The sequence below is a fragment of the Polaribacter sp. ALD11 genome (assembly GCF_002831685.1).
Classification (GTDB): Bacteria; Bacteroidota; Bacteroidia; order Flavobacteriales; family Flavobacteriaceae; genus Polaribacter.
The window spans coordinates 1,199,732-1,217,659 of the sequence record NZ_CP025119.1; the positions used below are offsets into that span (position 1 = coordinate 1,199,732).

Genomic DNA, 17,928 nt, shown 5'->3' on the forward strand with positions numbered 1-17,928 from the left:
AAAAAGTTGAACAAAAAAGCCTACGCCCAACACCATATATAATTTATTGCTGGCTTTTTGCTTACTTACGAAAATCCTCGCGGATTTTCTATTCAGTTTTTATTTACTAAATTAGTTGCTTGAAACACGCAACAAACCATATACAAAACGTTGGCAATAATATAAAAATGACGCTCGAAACTATATACGAAAAAGCAAGTGGAATAATCGGAATTAATGGAATGACTGTCAACGAAAGACTTTATGTTTCGGGATTAATGGACATTTTTGACCAAGCAAAAAAAAATGATAAAGATTTAGCAAAAACAATTCTCAAAGCACTGAAAGTTGACATAAAATCAATCGAAAAAATAGTTTGATAATGGAGTATAGTATTCAAGATAAAAGAGAATTAAATCATACTGAAATTAAATTTTTGACTTACCTATTTGAAAAATAAAAAACGGAATGGACTGAATTAATCAAAAATATGAAAGTAATTGCAAGATGTGGTTGCGGAAATTGTCCGACCATAATGTTTGGAGAAAATTTTGAATCTAAAGTTCAAGAAAACAAAAATTTACAAATTGACTATACTGGAAAAGGTAAAAACGGAGAATTAATTGGAATATCTGTATTCGGAAATGACCAAATGCCGACTGAATTGGAATTTTACTCAATATATGGTGAATCTGAAATTATAGAAATTCCGAAAATTGAAACTCTGAAATCTATAACGGAAAATCTAACTGAATAAAAAATACTATTGCCAACACCTTGTATAATTTATTGCTTGCAAAAAGCCTACTTACGAAAATCCTCGCGGATTTTCTTGGTTTGTGTTTTATTTACTAACTTTATTGCTTAAAACCGCAACAAACCATACAAAAAAACGTTACCCAACATTTGAGAGCCACACTAAAAACTAAACAACTTATGAGTTGGGAAAAAGATAAAGACGAAATTACTCAAAGATATTTTCAAGCAATAAACGAAAATAACCTTCAGCTTTTTGGAATAATTAAAGAGAATTTATCGGAAATGAAACCGATTTTGCCTCTAATTGAATTTGTCCTTTCTCGATTAGAAACTGTAACTACTTTAGTCTTAGATAATCGGATTTGGGATGCTGAAATTATTTTAAGATCAGCACTTGAAACTTTTACGAAATTTTTATTTATAACGACTGCTGATAAAGAAGAACAAAATGTTCGGATAAATGAATATTGGAATTCTTTAGCTGAAATAAGTTCTATAAAACAATCTTCACAAGCAAAAAGGAATTTAGAACATTTTGGAGATAGCGAAATTCATAGACTTGCCTATTTACCTATGGTTTTGCCTGAAGAAGAAGAAGCTGAATTACGTAAAAAATGGACAAAAGCCGAAAGACGAAAAGTTGAGCAAAAATGGTCATTTACTGAAATGATCCTTTCAATTTCGAAAAACTATAGAGGAAAACCATTTGAAATGATTGTTGCTCTAACTCATAGTTATAGAATGAGTAGTCACGTTATGCACGGAGACGAAACTGGAATTTCTATTATCAATGAAAGAGAAAGTCGTTCACAAGCAGACTATGAAATAGCAACGAATGGACACTATTTAAGATTGTTAAGCGATAGTTTTATTTATTGCGCTTTTATAGCAATCGAAACTATGGATTTTCTAAATCTGGAAGAAAATAAAAAGTTCTTTTTTGATAACGAAAAAAGTTTAGAGGATATAAACGAATTAGTACAGAAATATCACGGAAAGGTTTTCGAAGATCCTGATTATGATAAATACAAAACAAAGGAATAAAAACGTTGGGTAACACCGTATATAATTTATTGCTGGCTTCTAGCCTACTTACGAAAGTCCTCGCGGACTTTCTTGGTCGGTTAGTATTTACTAAATTAGTTGCTTGAAACACGCAACAAACCATATACAAATACGTTGGCAAAAACTGGTTGAAAGTCGCCAAAAAAACATAAGTTATTTAAACATAGCTTTTGCTTAAAATTTCTGATTCAAAATTCTTTAATCTTATTACGTCGAAAAAATAAAAATTTAGAATATTGAAAACTCTCTCGCTCGTAAAATTTGTAAAAAGGGGAAAGTATTAGAATAACAAGAATTTACTCAAACGCTGAAAAACCAAAATTGCGGAATTTAGTAAAATACTGGAATTCTTACTCAAGTTCTGAATTTAGCAAGTTTGCGGAATTGAACAAATTGTGGAATTTTTACTCTTGTGAAAAATTGGAGTAAAATCCCAAAGTAAAAAATTAAACACTTTTAAAAGAAAAGTTTAGAACTGTATCTTATAAAAAAGGAAAATAATTTAAGAAGAAATAGAAAATTATAGAAAAAATTAAGCGGAAATTAAAACACGCATTTGCCAACACCGTTTATAAAAAATTGCTAAATTAGTGCTTAACTAAAAGTTCGTTGCGTTTTTGTGTACTTCTGATTTTCCGTTGGAAAATCCTCGCACACAAAACCGCAACTTTCCATAAACAAACACGTTGGCAAAAACTGGTTGAAAGTCGCCAGAAAAACATAAGTTATTTAAATAAAGGTTTTGCTTAAAATTTGTGATTCAAAATTCTTTAATCTTATTACGTCGAAAAAATAAAAACTTAGAATATTGAAAACTCTCTCGCTCGTTAAAATTTGTAAAAGGGGAAAGTATTAGAATTTTAATAACAAGAATTTACTCAAACGCTGAAAAACCAAAATTGCGGAATTTAGTAAAATACTGGAATTCTTACTCAAGTTCTGAATTTAGCAAGTTTGCGGAATTGAACAAATTGTGGAATTTTTACTCTTGTGAAAAATTGGAGTAAAATCCCAAAGTAAAAAATTAAACACTTTTAAAAGAAAAGTTTAGAACTGTATCTTATAAAAAAGGAAAATAATTTAAGAAGAAATAGAAAATTATAGAAAAAATTAAGCGGAAATTAAAACACGCATTTGCCAACACCGTTTATAAAAAATTGCTAAATTAGTGCTTAACTAAAAGTTCGTTGCGTTTTTGTGTACTTCTGATTTTCCGTTGGAAAATCCTCGCACACAAAACCGCAACTTTCCATAAACAAACTCGTTAGGCACAATAGACCTAAAAATGAAAACAAAATTAAACTTTTTACTTTTAAGCGTATTCTTCGTTCTGAATTCTTGTTGCCTTGGCGCAGATGAGGAATATTTAGGAAATAACATTTATTTGTCTTCATATGATAATTACGATAAACGAATATTATATCAAGAATATAGTTGTGCAACAACAGGAACTGAAATAGTTCCTATGACAGTTTTGAAAATGTCTTATAACTCTGAATGGATTATTGCTAAATCTGGAAACAAAAGGGAGAAAACGGATTTTAAATATTGGGTAATTAAAAACGATTATGAAAGTTTGCCTAATTCTGAAACTATACTAAAAAACCGAATTGAATTCAGTGACTTGAAAAAGTTTGAACTCTATTTAGCAGAAAATAAAATTAGTTTGGAATTGAAAAAAAATGACTGAAAATAAAAAACTGTGCCTAACACCGTATATAATTTATTGCTAATTCTAGCCTACTTACGAAAGTCCTCGCGGACTTTCTTAGTCGGTAATTATTTACTAAATTAGGTGCTAGAAACACGCAACAAACCATATACAAACACGTTGTGTACAATTAAAAATAAAATCCGTAAAAAAACAAAATGTCAGAAAAATATTCTACAAATAAATTTGGAGTAAAGGTATTAAGTGAAGGAACTCAATCTTTCAAAATATTTTCGGCTGAAGGTATTAATTTGGAGTTTTTATTAATCTATATTTTGTTCGCAGAAACAAGTAAAGAAGACCTAAACGAAAAGAAAAAATTTTTAAAAGTTCTTTACGAAAAAAACGGAGAAAATAGTCTTACAGAATTTCTTGAATCTGAAAGAAGTGATATGATTTTTTCAGCAAAGTCTTATGAAAAATATTTTGGACAAATGGCCTACACAAGAATTACAGATAATGTTTTAAGCTATTTTAAAGATATACTCGTGGAAGTAATAAAAGCAAAACCACAAATATTGAAATCAAAGGAAAAGGAGTCTTTAGACTATATATTCTCATTTAATAATATGGAAGATTTAATTGAGGACATTACAGAAAAAAATATTGAAAAATTATTTTATGGTAGTATAACTGATATTAAAAAATTCTTTTCCGATAAATTAGGGATTCAATTGTTTGAAAGCCCAATTCTTGAGAAAAATTTTGAACAATTTATTAAACAAAGGAATTTAATCGTTCATAATAGAGGAATTATTTCAAAAGAGTTTTCAACGGAATTTAGCAATGAACACATAACATATAAACCAGGAAATATTCTTAATTTTAGTTATGAAAATTTATCCAATATTAATGGCGGAATGACAAATATAATTGTTGATTTAGATTTAAAAATAAGTGAGAAATTTAAATTGGAACAAGTCGAAATATAACTGTACACAACACCGTATATAATTTATTGCTGGCTTCTTGCCTACTTGCGAAAGTCCTCGCGGACTTTCTTGGTTGGTAATTATTTACTAAATTAGTTGCTTGAAACACGCAACAAACCATATACAACAACGTTGGTGGTAATAAAAAAAAAGAAAACTATGAAAATAACAAAAAAACGAATTAGAACTCTAGGGAATTACCTAGTTGGATTAAATAATAATGATGACTTTTATATTACACTGACGAATTTAAATAATACGAATAGAATTCAACAGATTGGATTTACAAATAATATAAATTTAGGAGAACAAATCTTACCAACAATTGTAGGAACAAAAAGTAGATTTAATGCAAATGGTGGGTTTATCATTCATCGTAATCAACCAAAACAGACTGTCTATCGTCAAGCAGAAATAAAAGATTGGAGAGGGAATTATCATACTGTTGACATTCCTTACAAAAGATACCCAAGAACACCAATTCCTGCACCAAGTATTGAACTAACTGTAGTTAATGGAGCAAATAATTTAAAAATAATTAGGTCACCTTTATTGACAAAAGGAGTTTCAGCAGATAATGAAATAATTCACATCATAAATTTATTTTTAGAACTTTTTGGAGAATGTGATACTTTTCAAGCAAATTTAGTTCCTGTTTTCAATGTACCAGTTACTCGACTTAATTGGAATATGCTACCTCAAGGAAATTATCCTTGGAACATCTTACGAAATAACGTTCAAAGAGTAATAGGAAATGTTGGAGTAAATAGAAGGCGAATAATTGAAAGAAGACTTGAAACTATTTCAAACCATAATCCGAATTTCGTTGCTGTAGGTAGTGCTGGATTTAGTGGTTATATTGTATTTGGGTTTCCAAATAAAAACTTTTTCATTTTAGAAAGTATTCATCAAGGAAATGCTACTTATGTTTTTGGACAAAATTGGCAACAATTATCACATTTAACAAAAGAACAAATTTTGAATCAAAATCTACATCAACAAAGAATTATTCACATTCAAGGATGGAATAATAACATAGATAATTTATTCTAAAATTACTACCACCAACACCGTATATAATTTATTGCTGGCTTCTCGCCTACTTACGAAAGTCCTCGCGGACTTTCTTGGTCGGTAATTATTTACTAAATTAGTTGCTTGAAACACGCAACAAACCATATACAACAACGTTAGCAGCAATACACAAGACGCTCAAAAAAACACGAACATAACAATGATACCAAATACATTTATAGAAAATACTGGAGAAATTTTAGGAAAAACAGCTGGAGGACTTTCAGGTTCACAAATAGCTAACTTATTAGCCAGTTATGGCTTTGACTTTAATGTAGATGTTCCTTTCCCAAAATCACCATTTCCTGCAGATGGAAGTGTACCTAATAAAAGATTTGCCTTAAAAAGAAATCTCGAAGCTTTTAATGCAGAGCAACAATTTAAAATAATAAAGGAATTATGTGAACTTGAGAAGTTTAACGGAAACTCAACCGTTAAAGATTTAAAGATGAAACTCATAACAAGATTTGGTCATTTAAATACAGAATCAGACAAAGTGAATGAAATGTTAATCGATGAAACCCGACATTGGTTACATGGTTTTGACGATTCATTAAAAGAATATAATTCTGCACTTGAAAAATTTAAAAATTCAATATTTGAAAGAAATCTATTAGATGATTTACGCTTATCTCTTGAATTATTAGTAAAACAAATATTAGGGAATGATAAGTCATTAGAAAATCAATTAGGAGCACTTGGAACATTTATAAAAGATAATAATGGTTCTAAAGAATTAGGTAATATGTTTCAAAAGCTTGTCGAATATTTTACAAAATATCAGAATTCATATGTAAAACATGACAACAAAGTTATTGAAGAAGAAATTGAATTCATACTTGAAATAACGTCTTCATTTATGAAACATTTTATAAGAATGAATAAGTAAAGCTGCTAACACCGTGTATAATTAATTGCTTGGTTTCAGCTAATTTACGAAAGTCCTCGCGGACATTCTATCTGTGTTTTATTTACTAACTTTAGTGCTTAAAACACGCAACTAATCATACACAACAACGTTGGCAAAAACTGGTTGAATGTCGCCAGAAAAACATAAGTTACTTAAATAAAGGTTTTGCTTAAAATTTCTGATTTAAAATTCTTTAATCTTATGACGGCGAAAAAACAAAAATTTAAAATATTGAAAACTCTCTCGCTCGTGAAAATTTGTAAAAAAAGGAAAGTATTAGAATTTTAATAACAAGAATTAACTCAAGCGCTGAAAAAAAATTGCGGAATTTAGTAAAATACTGGAATTCTTACTCATGTTCTGAATTTAGCAAGTTTGCGGAATTGAACAAATTGTGGAATTTTTACTCTTGTGAAAAATTGAAGCAAAATTCGAAAGTAAAAAATTAAATACTTTTAAAAGAAAAATTTAGAACTGTATCTTATAAAAAAAGGAAAATATTTTAAGAAGAAGTAGAAAATTATAGAAAAAATTAAGCGGAAATTAAAATACGCATTTGCCAACACCGTTTATAAAAAATTGCTAAATTAGTGCTTAACTAAAAGTTCGTTGCGTTTTTATGTACTTCTGATTTTCCGTTGGAAAATCCTCGCACACAAAATCGCAACTTTCCATAAACAAACTCGTTGGGCAACATTACCAATCACACTCTGAAAAATGAAATATGGCAGTAAAAGGAGATAATTCAGCATTTTTTGGAAAAGACAAATTAGATATTAAAGATCTACAACAATTTGATGTGCCAAAAATAAAAGTACCTAATAATGACTTTTCGAATTTAACAGATAAAATACTTTCCCCTGAAAATTTAGCTAAAGAACAAATTGAAAAACAAAATGAAATTCTTAAATTTTTAAAAGCTGTTACTATTAAACAATCTAAAACTGCCGAAACACAAGAAAGAACATCTAAAAAACAGTTTTATGCTAATTTATTTTTAGCTATTGCAACTCTCATAATTGGAATATTTGCTCTAAAACCAGTATTTTCTGACCAAAGTAATATTGAATATAAAGTTCTCTACGAACAAACATTAAAATTAGAAAAAGAGAAATTAATACAAGAAAGAACAATATCTGAATTGTCAAACGATTTACTTGACCTTCAGAATCAAGTGCGAATTTTGGAGAAACAAAACGAATTACTTTCAACCAGAAAACCTTTGAAAAAATAATCATAATATTTTAATTTTAACTCATTCTCTTTAAAATTGGCGGAATGAAAAACCATAATCTGAATAAAAAAAACGTTGCCCAACACCTTGTATAAAAAATTGCTATATTTGGCTTAATCAAAGGTTATTGCGTTTTTATAAACTCTATTTTTCCTGCGGAAAAATGCCGTTCATTTAAAACGCAAATTTCCATACAAAAACACGTTGGCAAAAACTGGTTGAAAGTCGCCAGAATAACATCAGTCATTTAAATAAAGGTTTTGCTTAAAATTTCTGATTCAAAATTCTTTAATCTTATTACGTCGAAAAAACAAAAATTTAGAATATTGAAAACTCTCTCGCTCGTTGAAATTTGTAAAAATGGGAAAGTATTAGAATTTTTATAATAAAAATTTACTCAAACGCTGAAAAACCAAAATTGCGGAATTTAATAAAATACTGGAATTCTTACTCAAGTTCTGAATTTAGCAAGTTTGCGGAATTGAACAAATTGTGGAATTTTTACTGTTCTGAAAAATTGGAGCAAAATCCCAAAGTAAAAAATTAAACACTTTTAAAAGAAAAATTTAGAACTGTATATTATAAAAAAAAGGAAAATAATTTAAGAAGAAGTAGAAAATTTTAGAAAAAATTAAGCGGAAATTAAAACACGCATTTGCCAACACCGTTTATAAAAAATTGCTAAATTAGTGCTTAACTAAAAGTTCGTTGCATTTTATGTACTTCTGATTTTCCGTTGGAAAATCCTCGCACACAAAACCGCAACTTTCCATAAACAAACTCGTTGGCAATAATTAAAAAAAATTGAAAAATGAACGAAATTTTTAGAAAGAAATATTTAATGTGGTGGTTTGTTAATTCTTTAGTTATAGGATTAAAAATCATTATTTTTGGACTTAAACCTGGAGGAATTGGAGAAATGCCAGGTTACGAAGAATATGGATTAATATTCTGGATTATTGGAGTTCAATTCTCAAGTATTATTTTTTCACTACCTATTTATGGAATATATTATTTATTTAAAAGAAAAAGCAACAACAAATTATTAATGATATTAATTTCTACAATAAGTTTATTAACAATTGTTTTTTTATTATAATTTATGATTTTTAAATATTCTGAAATTAATAAAAACAAAATAGGATATATACTTGGACTTATTTATACAGTATATTTTAACATAAACGGAAGAGGTGATTTAGCAGTAATGAATTCAATAGCATACTCAATTCCTTTTATTTTGTTTAATTTAATCATAAGCTACATTATCTCAAAATTAATTAAGGACCAAAATCACGGAATTTATTTTTGTCTTATAAGTCTAATCTACTTAAACTTTTAAATAATGAGAAATTCATACAGATTAATATTGACGAATATCTTTTTTTTAGCAATTGGTTTAACTTTATACTATTTTACTAAAAATATAGAAATATTAGGGGCAATTATTGCAACTGGAATTTCTCTTTCAATTGGCTTAAGGAATTCACAAGCTGAAAATGACCGAATTTTCAAAGAATTATTTCAAGAATTTAATTCAAAATATCAATCAAAATTCAATAAAGAACTTCAAAAAATTGTAAATACTGAAATATCTACTGAACAAGAAGAACTGATAATTGACTATTTAAATTTTTGTGCTGAAGAATACCTTTGGTACACAAAGGGAAGAATCCCAATAAAAGTTTGGGAATCTTGGAAAAACGGAATGATATATTATTTAAATTCGGCTTCAATAAATAGAATTATACAAAATGAATTTAAAAAGAAAAATTCTTATTATGGATTATTTGAAATACTTGAAAAAGAACTGAAAATAACAAAATAACTATTGCCAACACCGTATAAAATTAATGGCTAGTCCTAGCCTACTTACGAAAATCCTTGCGGATTTTCTATCTCGTGTTTATTTGCTAAATTAGGTGCTTAAACACGCCACTAATCTTATACAAACACGTTGGCAACTATTACTCACTCAAAGTCTGAAAATTGAACTTGAAATTTGAAAAACTCACAAAGAAAATTTTTACATCAACAAATGAAAGGTTGGAATAATATTAGGAAAGTAATTTTGCTTCTATTGGCAATATCTTGCTCTTTGAACAATAAGACTATAATTAACGCTGACTTTGAAAAATTATTAGAAAATTATATCGAAAATAATCCTATACCAAAATATTTGGAATCAAATGAGGAAGGAAAATTTGCAATTCCATCTTACCATCTTTATTTTGGAAAAAAAGAATCTGACTCGATTATTCAAATTAAACTTCTTCCTTTTTTAGTTGGTTTTAATCCACTAAATTCTAAAATTGACAATGAAGGTGAAGAAATTATTACGGAGGAAAACCCTGATGGTTATTTTGTATTTAGAGAAAAGTTAATAGTAGTTTTTGACAAAAATAATTACGGAATAAATATTATAGATGGAAACAAATTAATTAAGAAAATACCAGATAGTCTGAAATGGGATTTTAACAAACATAATAATCACATAAGAAGTAAATCGAATTATTATAATATATCTAAACAGAAAATTGAAATTATTGAATAAAAAAACAGTTGCCAACACCGTATAAACTTTATTGCTGGTTTTAGCTCACTTGGGAAATTCCTTCGGAATTTCGCCGTTCGTGTTTTATTTAGTAAATTCATTGCCTAAACAACGCAACAAAGCTTATACAACAACGTTGGCAAAAACTGGTTGAAAGTCGCAAAAAAAACATAAGTTATTTAAATAAAGGTTTTGCCTAAAATTTCTGATTCAAAATTCTGATTCAAAATTCTTTAATCTTATTACGTCGAAAAAACAAAAATTTAGAATATTGAAAACTCTCTCGCTCGTGAAAATTTGTAAAAAAGGGAAAGTATTAGAATTTTAATAACAAGAATTTACTCAAACGCTGAAAAACCAAAATTGCGGAATTTAATAAAATACTGGATTTCTTACTCAAGTTCTGAATTTAGCAAGTTTGCGGAATTGAACAAATTGTGGAGTTTTTACTCTTGTGAAAAATTAGAGCAAAATCCCAAAGTAAAAAATTAAACACTTTTAAAAGAAAAATTTAGAACTGTACCTTCTAAAAAAAGGAAAATATTTTAAGAAGAAGTAGAAAATTATAGAAAAAATTAAGCGGAAATTAAAATACGCATTTGCCAACACCGTTTATAAAAAATTGCTAAATTAGTGCTTAACTAAAAGTTCGTTGCGTTTTTATGTACTTCTGATTTTCCGTTGGAAAATCCTCGCACACAAAACCGCAACTTTCCATAAACAAACTCGTTGCCAAAAATTGTCCAGATCACTCAAATTCCTGAAAAAATTAGCGAATAAAACTCTTGAATTTTAAATGTTAGAGACTCTCTCAATGTTGGAAAGTTGAGAAAAATGAAAAAAGCATTACGGAATTGAGCAAAATGCGGAATAAAAACTTTGCGGAATTATCTCAAAAGTGTAAAATTTTGAAAGACTGAGAGTTTTCTGAGAATCAAACAATATTTAAAATTGTTTGCGGAATTAAACACGTGAGAAAACACTCAAACTCTGAAAAACAAAAATAGCGGAATTTAACAATTGTAGAATTAAAAATAGTGGCGGAATTTTCACTCGAACGCTAAATCTCGAAAATAATAAGCAAATTCGGAAAAATAAAAAAACAACTTTAGGCAACAACGTGTATAAAAAATTGCTTATTTTTAGCTTGTAAAAAGTTAGTTCCATTTTTATGCACTTCAATTTTCCTACGGAAAATAGCCGTGCATAAAAATCGCAACTTTCCATAACACAAATCCGTTGGCAAAAACTGGTTGAAAGTCACCACAAAAACATAAGTCATTTAAATAAAGGTTTTGCTTAAAATTTCTGATTCAAAATTCTTTAATCTTATTACGGCGAAAAAATAAAAATTCAGAATATTGAAAACTCTCTCGCTCGTTAAAATTTGTAAAAAGGGGAAATTATTAGAATTTTAATAGCAAGAGTTAACTCAAACGCTGAAAAACCAAAATTGCGGAATTTAATAAAATACTGGAATTCTTACTAAAGTTCTGAATTTAGCAAGTTTGCGGAATTGAACAAATTGTGGATTTTTTACTCTTGTGAAAAATTGGAGCAAAATCCCAAAGTAAAAAACTCAAGCACTTTTAAAAGAAAAATTTAGAACTGTGTCTTATAAAAAAAGGAAAATAATTTAAGAAGAAGTAGAAAATTATAGAAAAAATTAAGCGGAAATTAAAACACGCATTTGCCAACACCGTTTATAAAAAATTGCTAAATTAGTGCTTAACTAAAAGTTCGTTGCGTTTTTATGTACTTCTGATTTTCCGTTGGAAAATCCTCGCACACAAAACCGCAACTTTCCATAAACAAACTCGTTGTGCCACATTACGCACTCGAAAATCTGAAAAATACATGAAAGAAAACATCAAATTCAGTAAAGAAGACACATTATACCTAAACAATCTCATAAAAAAAATAGAAGACCTTGAAAAATATAATGATACTGAAAAAAATAATATAACAAGGAATATTATCACAATATTAGTTGGTTTAATTTCTGTATTAGTAGCTTTTAAAGGAGTAAATAGTCCTTACACTCACGTTCACTTATTGTTTTCGGCAACCCTGATAAGTATATCTCTCGCAATCCTTTCGGGTATCGTTTCTTTATTTCGTCAAGTTGAAGAATCACATCGGATTTTAATGTTCCAACGGGAAAATTTATCACGTAGATTGAACGGGAATCTACACGAAAAATTCGAAAAAGATTTTCCTCCGAAAAAAATGTTTTTAATTTTTGAATATTTGTTTTATATTTTTTCTTCATTGTCAATTGTTTTACTAGCTATGTATGGAATTTTGAAATAAATCATCATAACAACACATTTTAAAAAACTCATTCATTTTAATATTGGCAGAATGAAAAACCATTTACTGAATAAAACGTGGCACAACACCGTATAAAATTTATTGCTAATTATCAACTATTTACGAAAATTATTACTGATTTTTTGCCACTTTTTTTTAACCTAAATCAGTAATGATTTTCGCAACAAATCTTATACAAAAAACGTTGGCATTAATTAAAAAAACGAACACCAAATTGAAATCTAACAACTTTATTAATCAAATCGTAGGAAAAACAGTTGATAAAATTTATCAAGTGGATTTCAATGAAAATAAAGATAATGACGATTACCTTCCTTGGACTTTTTTCATAACGTTTTCCGAATTTGATATGTTTATGGAAATTGAAGGAGATTTCGATGGAGACCATATAAAAATAAATCTGAACCAACTTTCGGAACTTAAACAAAGACTGGAAAAGAATGAATTACGAAACGAATCTGATTTATGGCAAGTTTATGAAGTTAAAGAAAATGAAAATCTCGGAGAATTAATTAATAAACCAATCTTAAAATGTGAATACGGAATTGAAAAGGATGAGTTTACTATAAATGAGAATAAAATAAAAGGACAAAAGGAAGTCTTTACATTTATCCGATTTTATTATGAAAAATCGTTTTTGACAATCTTTGAAGGTGGTTGCGGACTTTCAGTTTCGGAGGCCCAAAATATCAAGCTGAATTTTGAAGAAACATTTGACAAATATTTAGCGGAATAAAAAACTAATGCCAACACCGTATATAATTTATTGCTGGCTTTTCGACTACTTACGAAAGTCCTCGCGAACTTTCTTGGTCGGTAATTATTTACTAAATTAGTTACTTAAAACACGCAACAAACCATATACAACAACGTTAGCAATTATATGACCAAACCAACAGAAATACCGATTATTGATTATGCAGAATTTCTATTATTCGGAATTGAATTTTCTTTGGTTGATTTTAAAAAATATCAAACTACAATTGAGAATTTTTTAGACAAAGAGAAAAAGTCATTGGACGAATCGTATAATAAAAGTCTGGCAGAATTAGACCAAGATGACTATAAAAAATATAATCAAATAGCAAAAGACTATTATTATAGAAGTGGAGATATTGCAACCTTATTTCCTCATAATTTTAGAGCATCGTTTTTAGTACAAATAATAACTTTTATTGAACACGAATTGAAATTAATTTGTGAACATTACGAATTTGAAAAACAAACGAAATATTCTATTAACGACTTGAAAGGAACTAATGATATTGAGAAAGCAAAACAGTTTCTAGAGAAATCTTGCAACGTAAATTTCCGAAATTTGGACAAAGAGTGGCAATTTATTTTGAAAATAAAACGAATTAGGAATAAATTAATCCATTCTCAAGGATTTGTAAAGAAAACAGAAAAGGATTGGAAAGTATTTAATGATTTTAATAATAAATTAAAATATTTTGACTTCAGTCCAAAAGGAGAATTAGTAGAAGAGCCAAAATTGATAATTAAGAACAGATTACTGATTGACGATTTATTAAAAGTAACAGAAGATTTTTTTAATAAACTATTAGGAAAAGAATTAAAATACAATTGCTAACACCGTATATAATTTATTGCTAGTACTCGCCTACTTACGAAAATCCTTAGGGATTTTCTATTCCGTTTTATTTACTAAATTTAGTGCTTCAAAAACGCAACAAACCATATACAAAAACGTTACCAAAAATAGCTCAATCATTCAAATCCTGAATTTAAAATAGCATTTAAAATTGCGGAACACTCTCTGAAGATTGGAAAATTCTGAAAGAATTTTGTTTACATTTTTGAGAATTTAGAAAAATAAAAAGTAAAAACTGAGCAGTGTGGAATTGAGCAAAATGCGGAGTAAAATCTGTGTAAAATTATCTTTAAAACGAAAACTCAGAAAGGCTGAGAATTTCTTTAAAATCAAAAAAAAAAGTAAAAATTATTGGCGGAATTAAGCATGTAAGAAAACACTCAAACGCTGAAAAACCAAAATTGCGGAATTGAGCAAGATGTGGAATTAAAATATTGGCGGAATTTTCACTCTAACGCTGAATTTAGAAAATAATAAGAAAAATTGGAAAATAAAAAAACTACTTTTGGTAACACCGTGTTGTGTAAGCAACACCCTGTATGTATTGATTTTATTAGATTAAATAACAATAATTAAAAAAAGGTACAACATAGGTACAACTTTTAAAATTATAGAATTGTGAAGAAAATATAGTGATCTATAGTCACAAAAAAACCGTTACAAATATATTGTAACGGTTTCTCTTTGCTTGTATTTACGCTTAAAGTTATTAAGCTGCCGTACCAGAGCCTAAATACAAACTGTTTGATACTTGTGTACCATCGGCAGAAACAAACGCCATAAATAGCTCTACTGTATCTCCTGCATAGGTATTTGGTATTGTAACCACTTGCGAACCTACAGTTCTATCAGCACCATCCAAAATAGAAATTGATTCTTTTTTGCTCGGATTATAAACCAATACCATTGCTTTGTCAGTCGTATTTGCATTGCCTTCTGCTGAGTTATCATCCCAATCAAAACTTACTTGTCCTGCTGTTGTTAAATCGGTTATACCATTCAATACACTAGATAAAGAACCCCTACTCAATAAAGCTAAAGAATAATCAATCGTGAAGTTAGGTGCAATTCCTCCTACCGCATTATTTAACACATAAGACATTGCTGCATTAAATTCTGTTTTCTTGGTCGCAAATGACTTATAACCGATTTTAATAAAACCTTTAGTCGCTTGCAGATACTCCAATGTAATAGTAAATTTATTACGCTGATTTACCTGTCCCTCTGTTCGAGGATTCGCCACGCTTGATGGCTTAATTCTGATGTAGTCAATACCTTTCCAACTACCTCCAATTACGTTACCTACTTTTCCTGATAACCCTCCTAAAATACCCTGTGCAATTTTACCCATTACTATTTAAATTTAAAATTAATACTCGTTCGGATTTGGTACGGACTTGATATTGCTTTTAAACCTTACTTACTATCTTAATATATGATAAAAATATGACTTATTAGCTGTTTTAAAGGCTTTAAGATACTTATGCGCTAAGCTTCATTCGATTGCTTAGTGTTAATATAATTATTTAAGAAAACGACATTAAAAAAGTGATTTCATCATTTTTTCCAGTTTTTTTTTTAAAGAAATGAGACAAGTAAATATTTTTTTTGCGAAGAAACTAAATAAATTTAGCCGTTTTTTTTTTGCAGCTGAATGAGATAAGGAAAAAAATGCTTTCCTCGTTTTTAAATATTGATAAACAGAGGCTGGATTTGAGCGTGGGGTTTGTCAATTTTTAAAAATGTGAGCCCAATGGCGATTGAATGACATAATATTTTGTCTAAAATCAATTAATCATCATTTTTTTTCATATATTTAAGTTTCTTTTTCATAGAAGTCTTTTCATAGACTTTTACATAGCAATTTACCCACCTCTCTACGATGTGGGTTTTTCTTTTAAATAATTTCATTTAAAATAATTAAAGTACCTAGTGCGCTGGCAGAAGCGAGGATAAGGGTAAAGACTTTTTATTTGTGCTTTCTAATTTTATTGAGGTTTTATTAAAAGTGAATGCCTCCTATTTGTAATTTTAATGAATTGATTTTCTTATTAAATTACTTCTTCTATTTTTATACTTGCATTTACTTTTAGTGAAAACGGTTGCTACTAATTTTCTTCACAAATAAAAAGTTTTACTCTTATTGGCTTTTTTTGATTTTATAGGTGCTTTATAAATTGTATTTAATTTTCTGCTTTTAATTATTGAGTTCTTAGGTTGATTTTAAAGTTGCCAAAAGCACTTATAAAAACAATGCAACACAGCCGAATTGTTATTAAAATATCTAAATATTATTATAAATATCCTACATGAGCGCTGGATGAGCGGCTATTTTACATAATAGCAGTTATAACTACCTGGAGTTTACGAAAGAGTATTATAACTTCTATTATGTAACTTAGCTTTGGGGAGTTTTGGGTTTTATGAAAACAATATTAAAGATTGCTTTTTATAGTTGTATTTGAGTTTGCGAAAATACAAGCTGTAAAATGCAAGTACCTTTAGAATACTAAAACGCTAAACTTGCGGAGGTGTGCGGAACAAAACAAAAAACAGAGACTTTTGAAGTTATGAAAAAACTGGATTTTGTTTTGTGGGGAATAAAAAATCTATAACTTAATTATCTTTTTATTAACAATTGTATTATTAACTTCTACTTTCAAAATATATAAACCTTTTGAAAAAGAAGAAATATCAATCCTATTTACTGATTTTGATTTTAAAACTAACTGACCTAAAGTATTGTAAATATTACAATTATAAATACCAAAATTAACCTCATCTTTAATGTAAATAAAATCTTTTGTAAACGTAGGATATATATTTAAAGACTGAGCAACTACATTATTTAAACTTAAAGTACCCCAAGTGTCTTCTACAATACTACCACCCCATATTAATGTTGATAAATATGGATTATCGATATATGGATTACGATTACCTTGTGCTGAATAAATTATTTCATTTCTACCTCTTTCAAACTGAGAAACAGGGTCTTGCGCATTCCATTCCAAAAAGACATTCGGCATTGTTGATGTACTATTCAAATTACCATACCCTATATTTATTGCTTTACATTGGTCTGGATAACGTGTATACATATACATTATAATACGAGCTACATCACCTTTCCATTCATCACCTGGATAAAAATTACCAATTGTTGTTATATGTGCATTACCGACATCATCTTGAAAAAGACGATTGTTACGTGAACTATTCATTTGACTATCACAAGCTCTTAAATTATGAACATCTGTACCTGAACTTGGGTAAGAATTATCTAAATTAGGTGTAGCCAAAGACTTTGAAAATACGTGTTCACGATTCCACAAACCAATACAAGATGACGAATGACACGATAAATCTTTACTACGAGAATAATCGTTATTCGTTAGTGCATCAGTATTATTATAACCATACATTAATAAAATATCAGAACTTGATGGATTCTCTAAATCTGATTGTTTTAAAACATCCCAAGTATCTAATGAACTTGATGTGTAACGCACTAAAATAGTATGTGTATTTGTAACTAATGTGGTTAGTTGTGTTTTAATATCTTCACCTGATTGTGAAAAATCAATACCTGAATAATAAGAAGGGGTTTGAGAAAATAATACAGAAGGAAATAAAAGAAGTATTAATAAAGTTTTTTGTGAAAACAAATTATTATTAAAACTGTATCTAAAAATTGATTTTGAAATTAAATAAACAAAATACCAAATTGCAAAGTCAACTATTTTTTTTAATTTAAACATAAA

The 17,928-nt window shown here is 28.4% G+C and carries 16 protein-coding genes; 14 read left to right on the forward strand and 2 right to left on the reverse strand.

Features of this window, described 5'->3' with window-relative positions:
• The first annotated feature begins 119 nt into the window (after window positions 1-119).
• From CW731_RS05395 to CW731_RS05470, 14 genes are all read left to right on the forward strand, one after another.
• The gene (locus tag CW731_RS05395) at window positions 120-359 is read left to right on the forward strand and encodes a hypothetical protein (RefSeq protein ID WP_232734730.1); all 240 of its coding nucleotides are present in this window, start codon (window positions 120-122) and stop codon (window positions 357-359) included.
• A gap of 110 nt (window positions 360-469) precedes the next feature.
• Window positions 470-736: a hypothetical protein gene (locus CW731_RS05400; RefSeq protein WP_232734731.1), complete on the forward strand. Its 267-nt coding sequence runs from the start codon at window positions 470-472 to the stop codon at window positions 734-736.
• A gap of 179 nt (window positions 737-915) precedes the next feature.
• Window positions 916-1,782 (forward strand): hypothetical protein, encoded by an 867-nt coding sequence (locus CW731_RS05405; RefSeq protein WP_100945767.1) that lies wholly within the window; start codon window positions 916-918, stop codon window positions 1,780-1,782.
• A 1,306-nt stretch (window positions 1,783-3,088) separates the two neighbouring features.
• On the forward strand, window positions 3,089-3,493 hold the full coding sequence (locus CW731_RS15550) for a hypothetical protein (RefSeq protein WP_100945760.1): 405 nt from the start codon (window positions 3,089-3,091) through the stop codon (window positions 3,491-3,493).
• 179 nt (window positions 3,494-3,672) lie between these two features.
• Window positions 3,673-4,446 carry a hypothetical protein gene (locus CW731_RS05420; protein ID WP_100945770.1) on the forward strand — a complete coding sequence of 258 codons (774 nt, stop codon included), beginning with the start codon at window positions 3,673-3,675 and terminating at the stop codon, window positions 4,444-4,446.
• A gap of 159 nt (window positions 4,447-4,605) precedes the next feature.
• Complete coding sequence (locus CW731_RS05425; protein WP_157812190.1) at window positions 4,606-5,499, forward strand: hypothetical protein; 894 nt, start codon at window positions 4,606-4,608, stop codon at window positions 5,497-5,499.
• 181 nt (window positions 5,500-5,680) lie between these two features.
• Window positions 5,681-6,409 (forward strand): hypothetical protein, encoded by a 729-nt coding sequence (locus tag CW731_RS05430; RefSeq protein WP_100945772.1) that lies wholly within the window; start codon window positions 5,681-5,683, stop codon window positions 6,407-6,409.
• Window positions 6,410-7,154: 745 nt separating this feature from the next.
• Entirely contained in the window at window positions 7,155-7,664 is a 510-nt protein-coding gene (locus CW731_RS05435) for a hypothetical protein (protein WP_100945773.1), read from the forward strand.
• 811 nt (window positions 7,665-8,475) lie between these two features.
• Window positions 8,476-8,763 (forward strand): hypothetical protein, encoded by a 288-nt coding sequence (locus CW731_RS05445; protein ID WP_157812191.1) that lies wholly within the window; start codon window positions 8,476-8,478, stop codon window positions 8,761-8,763.
• A 246-nt stretch (window positions 8,764-9,009) separates the two neighbouring features.
• On the forward strand, window positions 9,010-9,492 hold the full coding sequence (locus CW731_RS05450) for a hypothetical protein (RefSeq protein ID WP_100945776.1): 483 nt from the start codon (window positions 9,010-9,012) through the stop codon (window positions 9,490-9,492).
• A 174-nt stretch (window positions 9,493-9,666) separates the two neighbouring features.
• Window positions 9,667-10,218, forward strand: coding sequence for a hypothetical protein (locus tag CW731_RS05455; RefSeq protein ID WP_157812192.1), 552 nt, complete (start codon window positions 9,667-9,669; stop codon window positions 10,216-10,218).
• Between the two features lie 1,857 nt (window positions 10,219-12,075).
• The gene (locus tag CW731_RS05460; RefSeq protein WP_100945778.1) at window positions 12,076-12,531 is read left to right on the forward strand and encodes a hypothetical protein; all 456 of its coding nucleotides are present in this window, start codon (window positions 12,076-12,078) and stop codon (window positions 12,529-12,531) included.
• 172 nt (window positions 12,532-12,703) lie between these two features.
• Entirely contained in the window at window positions 12,704-13,288 is a 585-nt protein-coding gene (locus CW731_RS05465) for a hypothetical protein (RefSeq protein ID WP_100945779.1), read from the forward strand.
• 147 nt (window positions 13,289-13,435) lie between these two features.
• Window positions 13,436-14,143: a hypothetical protein gene (locus tag CW731_RS05470; RefSeq protein WP_100945780.1), complete on the forward strand. Its 708-nt coding sequence runs from the start codon at window positions 13,436-13,438 to the stop codon at window positions 14,141-14,143.
• Window positions 14,144-14,873: 730 nt separating this feature from the next.
• Here the strand turns inward: CW731_RS05470 and CW731_RS05475 are convergent.
• Both CW731_RS05475 and CW731_RS05480 read right to left on the reverse strand, forming a co-directional pair.
• Window positions 14,874-15,515, reverse strand: coding sequence for a DUF6266 family protein (locus tag CW731_RS05475; protein ID WP_100945781.1), 642 nt, complete (start codon window positions 15,513-15,515; stop codon window positions 14,874-14,876).
• 1,258 nt (window positions 15,516-16,773) lie between these two features.
• Window positions 16,774-17,925, reverse strand: coding sequence for an endonuclease (locus tag CW731_RS05480; RefSeq protein ID WP_100945782.1), 1,152 nt, complete (start codon window positions 17,923-17,925; stop codon window positions 16,774-16,776).
• Window positions 17,926-17,928 lie beyond the last annotated feature (3 nt).

What these genes read in the sequence shown, in the direction of transcription:
- CW731_RS05400 (WP_232734731.1), top strand. Translation starts at nt 470, where the DNA reads ATGAAAGTAATTGCAAGATGTGGTTGCGGAAATTGTCCGACCATAATG.
- CW731_RS05405 (WP_100945767.1), top strand. Translation starts at nt 916, where the DNA reads ATGAGTTGGGAAAAAGATAAAGACGAAATTACTCAAAGATATTTTCAA.
- CW731_RS15550 (WP_100945760.1), top strand. Translation starts at nt 3,089, where the DNA reads ATGAAAACAAAATTAAACTTTTTACTTTTAAGCGTATTCTTCGTTCTG.
- CW731_RS05420 (WP_100945770.1), top strand. Translation starts at nt 3,673, where the DNA reads ATGTCAGAAAAATATTCTACAAATAAATTTGGAGTAAAGGTATTAAGT.
- CW731_RS05425 (WP_157812190.1), top strand. Translation starts at nt 4,606, where the DNA reads ATGAAAATAACAAAAAAACGAATTAGAACTCTAGGGAATTACCTAGTT.
- CW731_RS05430 (WP_100945772.1), top strand. Translation starts at nt 5,681, where the DNA reads ATGATACCAAATACATTTATAGAAAATACTGGAGAAATTTTAGGAAAA.
- CW731_RS05435 (WP_100945773.1), top strand. Translation starts at nt 7,155, where the DNA reads ATGGCAGTAAAAGGAGATAATTCAGCATTTTTTGGAAAAGACAAATTA.
- CW731_RS05445 (WP_157812191.1), top strand. Translation starts at nt 8,476, where the DNA reads ATGAACGAAATTTTTAGAAAGAAATATTTAATGTGGTGGTTTGTTAAT.
- CW731_RS05450 (WP_100945776.1), top strand. Translation starts at nt 9,010, where the DNA reads ATGAGAAATTCATACAGATTAATATTGACGAATATCTTTTTTTTAGCA.
- CW731_RS05460 (WP_100945778.1), top strand. Translation starts at nt 12,076, where the DNA reads ATGAAAGAAAACATCAAATTCAGTAAAGAAGACACATTATACCTAAAC.
- CW731_RS05465 (WP_100945779.1), top strand. Translation starts at nt 12,704, where the DNA reads ATGATTTTCGCAACAAATCTTATACAAAAAACGTTGGCATTAATTAAA.
- CW731_RS05470 (WP_100945780.1), top strand. Translation starts at nt 13,436, where the DNA reads ATGACCAAACCAACAGAAATACCGATTATTGATTATGCAGAATTTCTA.
- CW731_RS05475 (WP_100945781.1), bottom strand. Translation starts at nt 15,515, where the DNA reads ATGGGTAAAATTGCACAGGGTATTTTAGGAGGGTTATCAGGAAAAGTA.
- CW731_RS05480 (WP_100945782.1), bottom strand. Translation starts at nt 17,925, where the DNA reads ATGTTTAAATTAAAAAAAATAGTTGACTTTGCAATTTGGTATTTTGTT.